This is a genomic window from Streptomyces showdoensis (assembly GCF_039535475.1).
GTDB classification, from domain to species: Bacteria; Actinomycetota; Actinomycetes; order Streptomycetales; family Streptomycetaceae; genus Streptomyces; species Streptomyces showdoensis.
The window spans coordinates 17,328-29,307 of the sequence record NZ_BAAAXG010000006.1 but is presented as its reverse complement, the minus strand read 5'-3'; the positions used below and the strand labels follow the sequence as shown (position 1 = coordinate 29,307).

Genomic DNA, 11,980 nt, shown 5'->3' with positions numbered 1-11,980 from the left:
TCGTTGGTTCTGTGGAGGGACCGATCGCTTCTGCGGGCAGCGCGAGGCGCCCGCGGCGGCGGTACGGCCTAGATCCGCAGGATCGACAGCTGGGCGAGGTCCGGTGGGCGCGGCGGGGCGTTCGGGCCCAGGGAGGGGAGCAGCCGCGCCGGGAGCGGGGCGGTCCCGTCCGTGCGGCGGCCGAGGGCGGCCCTGAGGAGGGCGGCGAGCAGCCAGGCGCTCAGGACGGCCACGCAGAGCGTGGTCATGTCCATCCCCGTGCCGGAGTCGTGCGTGGAGCCGTGGGTGGACGCGTACGAGGAGGCGGGGGCGTCGGGGGAGCCGTGCGGCGGTTCGTGCGCGGAGCCGTGCGACGACGTCCCCGGGGCGGCGCCCTCGGAGTGCGCCCCGGCCGTCGCGGCCGTCGTCTCCGTGCCGTGCGTCCCGCCGGTCCCCGAGGAACCCTCCGGGTGGCCGACCGAGTGCATCACGAACACGCCGAGGGCGAGCACGACGACGAGCAGCAGGTGCGCCAGGGCACCTCCCGCTCGCGCGGCGCTGCGTACCGCCCGTCCCACGTGCACGTCTTCGACCTCCTGTCCCGACCTTACCGAACCGGCCGCCCATACCCCGCACGGGTACCCGTGCGTGTCCCTCGGCCGGCCCCGTGGCGTGTCGACGCCAAGCCGGTGACACGGCCCGGGCCGCCGCCCGACCCTGATCACGCAGCACCCTGGCTACCCCGCCCGTCCGCCGTGACCACGCCGGGAGGCACGCCCATGTCGATCGTCGTCACCTTCGCCGGCAGGACCCCGCTCCCCACCGCGGGCTCCTGGTACCAGATCTGGTCGTACCGGGTGCAGCCCTCGGGCCCCGCCGACCTCCGCCCCGGGCAGCGGATCGCCCTCGCCCTCCCCTCCGACGTGGACCTGCGCGACCCGGCGCTCTTCCCCGGGGTGCCGGCCCTCGACGGGGCCTTCATCGAGGCGGACCCCGGCTCCGGGCGGCAGTACGCGGGCCGGACGGTGACGTCGACCGGCCCGCTGGTCCTCTCCTTCGTCGCGCCGCCGACCGAGTCCGACCGGGACCTGCTGCTCGTCACCCGCACCCCCGGCCAGCCGTGGACGGTCACCCCGTTCGCCACCACCGCCGGCGGCCCCACGGGCCCGGTCCGGGTGCTCACGGCCCCCGTGCCCGGGCCGGTGCGCACCGGGCGTCCCGTCGGGGAGTTCGCGGGCACCCTCCCGTACGCCAGCGAGCTCTTCGGCGTCTACCAGCCGCTGCCCGGCTGGCTCGGCTACTCCGGTGCCGGCCGGCTCGCCGCCCTGCACGGGCCGCGCCCCGGGCCCGCGGCCTTCGCCGGGCCCGCCGCCCGCTCGCTGGAGAGCCCCGAGCTGGCCGCGCTCGCCCGCTTCGCGGGCCAGGACCCGCCGACCGAGGGCATCCTGTCGCCCGTGGGGCTCGTCAACCTGTTCCGGCAGTACTTCTTCGAGTTCGACACCTTCCTCGGCGCGCCCGCCGGGCACCTCTGGCTCAGTCCCGGCGGCATGGTGGAGCTCGTCGAGACCACCACCCGCCGGACCCTCGTCGAGCGGACCGCGAGCCAGTCGGAGGAGACCACCCGCAGGTCCGAGGAGACCCTGACCGACCAGAGCGACGTGGCCGACGCCGTCAAGGAGTCCAACGCCAACGACACCTCCCTCGGGGCGACCGTCTCCGCCGGCGGCTCCTTCGCCGGCGTCTACCACGCCGACGCCAGCGCCAGCTTCGCCACCAAGTCCACCACCGGGAAGTCCTCCGAACTCACCCACAAGCACACCCGCACCCAGAGCTCCAAGGTCAGCAGCGAGATCCGGCGCAACTTCACCACCACCTTCAAGACGGTGACCGAGACGACCGACACCTCCAGCCGCCGCTACGTGGTGCAGAACACCACCGACCGGCTCGCCAACTACGAGCTGCGCCGCAAGATGCGCAAGGTGGGCGTCCAGGTCCAGCACATCGGCACCCGCATGAGCTGGCAGGTCTTCGTGAACGCGCCCGGACGGGTGCTCGGCCTCGGCGAGTTCGTCGACGTCGTCCCGGCACCCGACCTGACCTCGCTGCGCAAGCCCGAACCGCCCGAGCCGCTCACCCCGATCCTCACCACCTTCACGGGCACCTTCCCCATCCAGGAGCACCCCGACAGCACCAACGCCCCGCACAACGACGCCGACTGGCGGCGCCAGGACGGCTTCGACCGGATGTGGCGGGGCGAGGAGGACGAGTACATCGTCGCGGACTTCGACTACGGCGCCATCCCGCCCGCCCCCGGCTTCACCCTCAGCACCAACCCCGACTTCGTGCAGTTCGTCTCCGCGAAGAACGGCCACGGCACCGACGCCAAGTTCCTGGTGAGGTACGTCATCCAGCGCCCCGACACCGGCCGCTTCCAGGTCCGCGCCGACAACGTGCACTTCGGCGGCACCGCGACCATCACCTTCACCCTCCAGCTGCGCTGGGAGCCGCCCGCGGTGGACCCGGCCCAGGTGGCGTACGAGGCGGCGCTGCGGCAGTACGAGAAGGACGTCGCCGCCCTCCAGCGCAAGGCGTACGCCGCCGCCGTACGGGACCGGACCACCCTGCTCAGCAAGGTCCGGCCGCGGCCCGCCGAGGAGCTGCGCAAGGAGGAGCGGCACTCCGTCTTCGCCCATCTCCTGGAACAGCTGCGGCTGTTCGACCCCAGGGACGCGCACCTGGAGGCCGAGCTCATCCGGCAGATCTTCGACGTGGACGAGATGCTCTACTTCGTCTCGCCCGAGTTCTGGCGCCCCGGCGACGTCTCCGGCCCCGCCGGGCCCGACTCGCTCGGCCGCTACCCGGTGCCGCCCGCCCGCTGGGAGGGCTCCGACGGCGACCCGCTGGCCGGGGAGACGGTCCCGACCGCCTACTCCCGCACCAGCTCCCACAACGGGCCGGACGCCAAGGGCCCCGATCCGGCGAAGGAGTGGCGGGTCGACTACCTGATCACCGCCGACTCGCAGCCCGCCCCCATGGGCAGTTCGCTCGGCTGGCTGGTGCAGACGGACGGCGACGAGCGGCGCAACGAGTTCCTCAACTCGGCCTGGGTGAAGGCGGTCCTCCCGATCCGGCCCGGGCACGAGCGCGAAGCGCTCGGCTGGCTGACCAAGGCCGGCGTCGAGGGCGAGGCCGCGCTCGGGCGCCCGTACACCTGGCAGGAGGGCGATCCCGACACCTACCGGGGCAAGAGCATCGGCGAGGTGCTCGAACTCCTCGCCGCCGAACTGGCGGCCTCCAACACCAGCGTCCCCCGCACCCTGGCCGGCGAGCAGGTCTTCGAGACCGGCTTCGACCCGCTCGCCGGCGGCTTCCGGCCCGCCGAGCCCTACCAGGTCTTCGACCAGTGGGTGGAGGTCCTGCCCACCGACCAGGTCGTCGCCGTCGAGGTCGCGTACGACCCCAAGACCGGCCAGCAGCTGTAGGCCGGGCCCGCCCATGCCCACCACCCGCTACGTGCACGCGACCAAGGGCGTGCGGTCCGGCCGCTTCGACAGCGAGGCGAAACCGGCCAGGACCGTCGCCGACGCGCTGCGCGCCGCCGCGCCCGGCGACACCGTCGTCATCCTCGACAACGCCGTCTACCGCGAGCCCGAGCTCGTCCTCGACCGGCCCGTCACCCTCACCAGCGACCACCTCCTCAAGCACCCGGCGGCCGACCCCGCCGCCGCCGGCTTCGACCCGCGGGTGCTGCCCGCCCTGCACGGCGGCGACCGGCACCGGGTGCTGCGCATCGGGCCGCCCACCCCCGCCGGGCGGCGCGGCTTCGGCCCGGTCACCGTCCGGGGGCTGCGGGTCAACGGCGGCCACGCCAGGCACACCCCGAGCGACCCCGGGCTCGGGGCGGGCGGCGGGATCGCGGTGATCGACGCCGACGAGGTCCTCGTCGAGCGCTGCGTCATCAGCGGCAACCGGACCGAGACGGCCCCCTTCCGGCCCTGGCCGGAGAGCGACCGGACGGCGCTGCGGACCGCCGTGGTCGACCTGATCGGCGACGTCCTGCCGGCCGGGGCGGTGGGCTCGGTCAACCGGACGATCGACGCCGTCAACGGGATGCTGAGACTGATCGGCGGCATCCCCGCGCTGCCCCGGATCGACCGGGCCGCGCTCCTCGCCGAGGCCGCGAAGCGCTTCGACGCCCTGGTGCCGCCCGGCACCGTCGCCATGTGGCTGGCCGGCCAGTCCTTCGGCGGCGGGGTCGCCACGGTCTGGGCGAGCCCCACCCTGCGCCACTGCCTGATCCGCGGCAACACCGCGGAGGGCCGCGGCGGCGGCCTCGCCGTCGTCGGCTACGGCTGGCCGACGCTGGAGGGCTGCTGGATCGACCGCAACTCCTCCGGCCGCCGGGGCAGGCTCGACGGCGGCGGCGTCGGCTGCGAGGTCTCGGTCCCGGGCCGGCTCACCCGCGACCTCAGCGAGCTCGACCTCATCTCGTTCCTCGCCGCCCGGGCCACGGCGGCCCGTACCGCCGTGCTCAGCCCCGGCACGATCGTCGGCCTCACCCCGAGCGAGCTGTACCGCCATCTCCGCTGGCTGCTGAACCCCTTCGAACCGAACCCGGTCCTGGCCAAGACCCCGCGCATCCTCGCCGACCTGGTCAGCGGCCGGCTCGACGAGGCCGTGCAGCTCGCCTTCTACGCGATCGCCGCCTCGGCGCTGCGCCTGGACCGCTGGTCGGCGTGGAACGAGCAGGAGATCACGGACGCCCGGCGCAAGGCCGTGACCCTGCGGGAGTGCCGCATCACGGGGAACGCGGCGGCCGACGACGGCGGCGGGCTCTACGCCTCGGTCCTCTCCCCGGTGCGGCTCCGGGCCACCGAGGTCAGCGGCAACCGGGCGGGCAGCATGGGCGGCGGCGTGCGGATCACGATGGGCTCGGCCGGTGCCTTCGAGCAGTGCGTGATCAAGGACAACGTGTCGCGGGGCCTGGAGCCGGCACCCCGGCCGGGGGAGCCGCGCCGGGCCAGGCCGGGCGGCGGCGGCATCTCCGCCCGCAACGCCGACCTCACCCTCACCGGCACCCGGATCACCGGGAACACGACCTCGGACCGCCCGGGCGGCGGCATCGTCCACTACGCCGACACCGAGGGGAACATGGGCGGCGTCCCCGACATGTGGACGGCGATCCTGCGGGAGGTGTTCGGCGTCACCCGGGTGGCCGTCCGGGCGGACGCCGCCAGCGAGGTCACGGGAAACGGCTGCGGCTTCGACGAACACCGCGTCCCGCTCGCCAGGCCGCGCTTCGCCAAGGGCGGCGGGATCTTCGTGCTCCAGGCGACCTTCCCGGACGCGCCCCGGGTGGAGGTGACGCTGGCCGCCGTCCGCGGGACCGTCCACGGCAACACGGCCCTCACCCGGGGCTACCCCTCGGCGGTGCAGCCGGGCACCGTGATCGCCACGGCGAACGAGACCTGCCTGCAGGACCTGCTCAACCACCGGGAATGGACGGAGGCCAACGACGCCCCCCTGCTCAAGGGCGCCGCCGACCTCCGGTTCAGGGCGTGAGCCCGGTGCGGGTCCCGCCGGTCACTCCGGCAGCTCGCCCGCCATCGCGGCGGCCAGCCGCAGGTGCGGGGCGGCCTCCGCCGCCCTGCCCTGCCGCTCCAGCGTGCGGCCGAGCATCAGCCGGGCGTAGTGCTCGACCGGGTCGCGCTCCAGCACGGCCCGGAGCTCCTCCTCGGCCCGGGAGAGCTGGGCGGAGTGGTAGTACGCACGGGCGAGCAGCAGTCGCTGGGCCGTCTGGTCCGGGTGCTCGGCGACCAGACCGCGCAGGATGCGTACGGCCGTCAGGTACTCCTTCGCCTCGAAGAACAGCTGGGCGCGGTCCCACCGCTCACCGGCCGTCCCGAACTCGTAGTACGTCTCCTCGCTCACTGCTCTGGCTCTCTCTCCCGTGGGTGGAAATGCTGGTGCCCGTGCAACACCGCCATGTGCTTGAACATTCCACCAATATTGCGGCGCGGGTCCACGCCGTACCGGGGACCTCCTGCCCTCCGACAGGAATAGGTTGAACGCCATGAGCAATCTTGATCGCCAGGCCGCCCTCCAGGTCTGCGGCGGACGCGGCTTCGTCGTCGCCGAACCGGTACGGGAACTCCTCAGCCCCCGCCACGTCCAGCTCGGCGAATCGACCCAGGTGCGCCGCCTGCTCCCCAACCTCGGCCGCCGGATGGTCGGCGCCTGGGCCTTCGTCGACCACTACGGCCCCGACGACATCGCCGACGAACCCGGCATGCAGGTCCCGCCCCACCCGCACATGGGCCTGCAGACCGTCAGCTGGCTCCACGAGGGCGAGGTGCTGCACCGTGACTCCACCGGCAGCCTGCAGACCATCGGGCCGCGCGAACTGGGCCTGATGACCTCCGGCCGGGCGATCTCCCACTCCGAGGAGAGCCCCCGCGCCCACGCCCGCTACCTGCACGGCGCCCAGCTCTGGGTCGCCCTCCCCGACGCCCACCGCCACGTCGAACCGCACTTCCAGCACCATGCCGAGCTGCCGCACGTCACCGCGCCCGGCCTGACCGCCACGGTGATCCTCGGCGAACTCGCGGGTGCCGTCTCCCCGGGCACGGCCTACACCCCGATCACCGGCGCCGACCTCGCCCTCACCGCGGGCGCCGAGGCCCGCCTCCCGCTGGAGCCGGACTTCGAGTACGCGGTCCTCGCCATGTCCGGCGAGGCCCACGTCGACGGCGTCCCGCTCCTCCCCGGCTCCATGCTCTACCTCGGCTGCGGCCGCACCGAACTCCCCCTGCGCGCCGTCTCCGACGCGGGGCTCATGCTCCTGGGCGGCGAGCCGTTCGAGGAGGAGATCGTGATGTGGTGGAACTTCGTGGGCCGCACCGACGAGGAGATCCGCGCGGCGCGGGAGGCGTGGATGACGGGCGACCGCTTCGGCGAGGTGAAGGGGTACGGCGGTGACAGGCTGGACGCGCCGGAGGTCCCGGCGACCCCGCTGAAGGCGCGGGGAAGGGTGCGCTGAACTTGGGTTTTCTTTGCCGAGTCGACGCAGGGTCGGGGAATGCCCGACCTCTGCCTGTGGCTGTCGTGGTGACTGCAGGAGGGGACGTATCGCAGCCTCCCGCAGTCACCGCAGTCGACGGGTGCGTATCCAGACTCTGCTCGTGTGCGAGCAGGTCTGGTCAGCTGAAAGCTGACCTTTTGCTGACTTGACTGATAGGTCGTCAGGTTTCTCGTCCATGCGGCGCAGGGGGAGAGCGGGCCGGTCTCGGCACCGTAGCCCGTGCCGCTCATGGGCTGGCGAGACGTCGTGGCAGGCGCAGGTCCTGTATGAGCCCCTCCTGCTATGCGCCCTGGGCGGCATCGGATGCGTCATGCTCGAAAGGGCCTCTCTTGCGTCGGCACATGGGCCGACAGAGGCGCTTGTCAGTAAGGGCTGAGACGATGGGGGAGTGGCAGGTTATGTGTTTGGCTTTCAGGTTCCGCGGGTGTGCAGGGTGCGGGGGGAACGTGTCGCTGTTGAAGATCTGATCCCGCAGGTCACCGAGGCGTTCCGTGCGGATGATGGTGACGTGATCAGGGAGGCCGGGCGGCTTCGTGAGGGAGCCTTGGCGCTTCCCTCTGTGGTTGCGGCGGCGGGCGCGATGATCGTGTTGGGGGAGCCGGGCGCCGGGAAGACTTCTGTGCTGACACAGCTCACAGAGCGGCTGCCCCGAGTCGTTGTCGATGCTTGGGACGGAGACTCCGACGCGTGCCTCTGGGTGACGGGTGGTGACCTCACCGAGCTCTCCTACCAGGAGGAGCTTGGAAGCCATCTTGCCTCCTTGCCTGGGGAGGGAGGCGCCATCGGGCGTGGTGGAGTTCTGACGGTAGTCCTAGACCAGGCTGACGAGAGCCCACTTCTGCCGTCTCTGCCCAGGCGGTTGAGAAGGTCGCTCAGCGGCCGGGATCTCAGCCGGGTTCGGTTCCTCATGGCCTGCCGCACAGCCGACTATCCGGCGACGCTGACGCCTGTATTGTCCGAGGCTTTCGGTGCCTGTCGGTGCGTTGATCTCGCTCCGTTGAGTCGACAGGAGGCTGTGGCGCTGGCCGACAGCGCCGGCGTGCCGGGGGAAGAGTTGGTGGCGGGGGCTGAGGCAGCTGGTGCCGCCGCGCTGGCCGGCGTACCGCTGACCTTGGAACTTCTGGTCATGACCTATCGGGCTGACGGCCAGCTGCACGGGCTGCCAGAAGAGTTGTTCGCTCGCGGTGTGGCACGGCTTGCTGAAGACCCCGACGCTCGCCGACTTAAGAAGTCCCTGATCACCACGGCCCCGCAGCGTCTGACGGTGGCGGGCCGCGTTGCGGCGTGGATGCTCCTGTCCGGCCACCGTACCGTTTGGCGCGGCGCCACCTTCGAGGCGGGCACATACGACCTGGCGGGCGAGATACTGGCGGGAGGAAAGGAGCGAACCGCTGCTGGCCCGTTCGAGGTGACGCCCCAGGTGGTCGAGGAATGCCTGGCTACCGCGCTGTTCACAGCACCGGACGACGACAGGGTGGCTTTCCGGCATTCTTCCGTAGCGGCCTATCTCGCTGCCCGGTACCTGACCGATCGGAAGACCACGCCGCGGCAGCTGGAGAACCTCTTCCTGATCGGCTCACCGGACGGAGAGACGGCAACAATCCCAGCACCTCTGCGGGAGACTGCCGCCTGGTTGGTGGCCATGAAGTCCTCTGCCAGCAGCTGGCTGGCAACCGCCGATCCGGAAAGCCTGGCGGTTCACAGCGCTCTAGTGCGTTCCGACGAGGTCCGCCGACTGACCGTGAGCAGACTGCTGGAACGTGCGGCACAGGTGGAACTGAGCGACACAAGATGGCAGCTCTCTCGCTGGGACCTGCGCCATCCTGGGCTCGCTGACCAGCTCGCCGACGTGCTGGAGGCGACCCCCGGCGAAGGTGTGGCCGACTGGCAGACTACAGCGCGAATCCGCCTGGCGATCCAGCTGGCCCAGGATGCCGGCACGGCTCATCCCAGGTTGGCTGATGCGCTGCTGCAGCTGGTGAGGAACGAGGCGTGGCACCAGACGGAACGTCGTCTGGCGGCGCGCGCCGCGTTCACGTGTGACCCAGGACGTGCAGCGCTTGTCCTAGCTGGGACTCTCGACTTGCTCTCTGACCTCTCCTACGCCGAGCGTGTGGACCCCGAGCACGAGCTGCGAGGCACCCTGCTGAGCCTGCTCTGGCCGCACCATCTGGACGCCGCGACGATGCTGGCCGCCCTTCGCCCCCCGTCCCCAGACCTGTACGGCAACTTCGCCCACTTCTTGAGCAGCATGCCCCAGCAGTGCAGGGAGGAGGATCTGCCCGAGCTCCTGGCTTGGACACATAGAGCGATGCTCCAGCCGGACAGTGGCTTCGTCTTCACGCATGACCGTTTCGAGATCTCGCTGATCAACGGGGTGATCGATCGTGCGCTCCGGGCCCCGCAAGCAGATCAGCATATGGCCACCTTGGCGGAGATCATCCTCTGCCTCCTCCGTGACCACCACAAGGTCGAGGTCCCGGACTGCCTGCAACCCGACGAGCACGGGCACGAAACCCAGGAGACTCAGTCACTGCGCAGGCTTCTGACCCAAGCCCTCGTCACGGAAGCTGTGCGGGCAAATGTCGACCCACGGGAAGCGGCCTGCCTGATCGCGTACGACTGGGAACGCCGCCCATTGCTGCGGCTCGACGGACGCTCAGCCCCCGAGCCAGCTACCCGCCACCAGTTGGTGGACCGGAAGGACTTTCCGTGGATGCTGGAGCAAACAGCCCAGGCAGCGGCGTCCGGCGACCATGCGCACATCCAGGTCTACGGCGAGCTGGCCTTCTGCACATTTCCTCCTGACGACCACCATGCGTTCGAACTGGCCTATGACGACAAGCACCCGGCATGGTCATATGTGCGTTCCTTCTACGAGGCGATAGCCCTCGACAGTCCCCTCGCTCAGGCGCTCCGCCGCAACCACAGCGCTGGCAAGAAGCATTGGCCGGAAGCAGCGGATTTCATGGCCGAGCAAGTGCGACTCCTCGGTGAGGCTAGAGAGGGGGACAATGACAGTCTGTGGCAGTTCGTATGGAACCTACGCGTGGACCCGCGGACGGGAAGGCTGGTGCAGGACGCATCGGACGCCATGTCAACCTGGCCGGGCGCCGTAGCACTCGACGACGATCTGACGGACCTCCCTGAGCTAGCCCTGCGCTATCTCACAACCGAACACGACCGCGCGGATTCCTGGCTGCAACACTCGCGCCGCAACAAGTGCTCATGGGCCGGGTACGCGCTGCTGACCGAACTCCACCGATCAGACCGTCTATTCGAACTGCCCCCTTCGGTATGGCGCTCGTGGACCGCCGCGCTTTTGACCGAGCACCTGGGAATGTCGACGAGCTACATGGAACCCGCACGGGTGGACCTGCTGCGCCTTGCAGCCCGTCACGCCCCTGAGTCTTTGGCTCTGCGCGTCACCCAGGCAGCTCGCGCCGCACTCACGACAGGCCGACAACCCATCGAACTTAACCCCATCGACCCGCGCTGGTCTGCGGAATTGCGCACGGCCATAGAGCACCTTGCCACGGAACTTTCCACCTGCCTCGGGCTCGTGCCCAACGCGGCGGACAGGGCCGAAGCAGGCTCACCAGCAAGCGAAGACCAGCCCATACGTCTGCCCGAGACCGATGAGGCACGCGAGGCCGCGCTGCGGACCTGGCACAGCACCCTGGCCTCTCTTCTCACCACCTACAGTCGGATTGCCGGCAGTATCATTGACAGCACCCTCGACGGAGCCTGGGAAACTCCGCTTGCCACACGAGCCGCTGTCCTCGCCGCCAAAGCCCTGTTGACCGCAGACGCCGAGACGCACTGGCCACGCGTCAAGGAATTCACGGCAACCGACCCCGAGCTCGGGCGGAGACTGGCCGAAGCCTGCGCAAGGACTGTGACGGAGCGAATCCAAAGCTCCCTCAGTGAGGCCGGTATTGGCGACCTGTATCTGTGGCTCAGCGGGTTGTACGACCCCGAAGAGGACCGGCCCCTTCGCGGCGCGCGCTGGATCGATGCTGATGAACAAGCCCGAGAGTGGAGAGACCGCCTACTTCCTGAGCTAAGTCGACGAGCCACCACAGAGGCAGTTCAACAGCTACGCCAACTTGCGGCCCAATACCCCAATCGGCTGGCCATCGCCGCAGCGCTCGTCGCGGCGACCAAGCAACATGCTGCTGCGAGCTGGAGCCAAGTGCGCATAGAGGACGTGATACGGCTTCTGCAGGACCCAGCTCGGCGCGTCATCCGCACCACCACAGACCTCTTGGACACGGTGCAGGAGGCCCTCGAGGGCATGAGTCAGGACCTTCCCGCCCACTGCGAACTGCTATGGGACCGTACACCGGGGAAGACTCCTCGAAAGCCATCCTCAGACAGCCCAGCAATCCCCGACCTCTGGCGCCCCAAACCCGAAGCAGCCCTGTGTGCCTACCTCACGCACGAGCTGAGTCTGAGGCTGGCCGGTCACCGCGTCGCGATCAACCGTGAGGTGCTAATCCACCCGACCGATCCATACGGCGCCGGCGACCGTACTGACCTCCTCATCGAGGCGCTCCCCTCACCGGGTGGCGACCCCAGCATCGCCTCAAGGGAGTCCATAAAACTGGTCATCGAGGTAAAGGGTGCCTGGAACGATGAAGTTCCAACGGCTCAAAAGGATCAGCTGGTTGGCCGGTATCTACCCGAAGCGAGGGCGGATGCAGGCATCTACATCGTCGGTTGGTATCCCATCGATCTCTGGAATGCCACGGGAGACAGTCGTAAGACCCGGGCGAAGAAGCTCCAGCCTGACAAGCTGCTGGTCGATCTGCTGGACCAAGCGATGAGCCTCTCCCAGGCAGGCCTTGTTCACATTCGGCCCATGGTGATCAATGTTCCGCGCCCCCACAAGCAGTAGTGCGATCGCTGGGATCGGTG

The 11,980-nt window shown here is 70.2% G+C and carries 6 protein-coding genes; 4 read left to right on the top strand and 2 right to left on the bottom strand.

Annotated elements, in window-relative coordinates:
• Nucleotides 1-68: 68 nt before the first annotated feature.
• Nucleotides 69-563 carry a DUF6153 family protein gene (locus ABD981_RS03315; protein WP_046909595.1) on the bottom strand — a complete coding sequence of 165 codons (495 nt, stop codon included), beginning with the start codon at nt 561-563 and terminating at the stop codon, nt 69-71.
• Nucleotides 564-758: 195 nt separating this feature from the next.
• Between ABD981_RS03315 and ABD981_RS03310 the strand changes: the two genes are divergently transcribed.
• Both ABD981_RS03310 and ABD981_RS03305 read left to right on the top strand, forming a co-directional pair.
• Nucleotides 759-3,461 carry a hypothetical protein gene (locus ABD981_RS03310; protein WP_046909596.1) on the top strand — a complete coding sequence of 901 codons (2,703 nt, stop codon included), beginning with the start codon at nt 759-761 and terminating at the stop codon, nt 3,459-3,461.
• Nucleotides 3,462-3,474: 13 nt separating this feature from the next.
• Nucleotides 3,475-5,541, top strand: coding sequence for a right-handed parallel beta-helix repeat-containing protein (locus ABD981_RS03305; RefSeq protein ID WP_046909597.1), 2,067 nt, complete (start codon nt 3,475-3,477; stop codon nt 5,539-5,541).
• Between the two features lie 21 nt (nt 5,542-5,562).
• Here the strand turns inward: ABD981_RS03305 and ABD981_RS03300 are convergent, their stop codons facing one another.
• Nucleotides 5,563-5,910 carry a tetratricopeptide repeat protein gene (locus ABD981_RS03300; protein WP_046909598.1) on the bottom strand — a complete coding sequence of 116 codons (348 nt, stop codon included), beginning with the start codon at nt 5,908-5,910 and terminating at the stop codon, nt 5,563-5,565.
• A 142-nt stretch (nt 5,911-6,052) separates the two neighbouring features.
• Here ABD981_RS03300 and ABD981_RS03295 point away from each other — a divergent pair, with 142 nt between their 5' ends.
• Both ABD981_RS03295 and ABD981_RS03290 read left to right on the top strand, forming a co-directional pair.
• A complete protein-coding gene (locus ABD981_RS03295; protein ID WP_046909599.1) occupies nt 6,053-7,018 on the top strand; it encodes a pirin family protein in 966 nt (321 codons plus the stop codon).
• 430 nt (nt 7,019-7,448) lie between these two features.
• Nucleotides 7,449-11,960, top strand: a complete 4,512-nt coding sequence (locus ABD981_RS03290) for a hypothetical protein (protein ID WP_131723901.1) — start codon at nt 7,449-7,451, stop codon at nt 11,958-11,960.
• Nucleotides 11,961-11,980: the final 20 nt, after the last annotated feature.

Coding starts and splice junctions, on each gene's coding strand:
- ABD981_RS03295 (WP_046909599.1), top strand. CDS start 6,053: ATGAGCAATCTTGATCGCCAGGCCGCCCTCCAGGTCTGCGGCGGACGC.
- ABD981_RS03310 (WP_046909596.1), top strand. CDS start 759: ATGTCGATCGTCGTCACCTTCGCCGGCAGGACCCCGCTCCCCACCGCG.
- ABD981_RS03305 (WP_046909597.1), top strand. CDS start 3,475: ATGCCCACCACCCGCTACGTGCACGCGACCAAGGGCGTGCGGTCCGGC.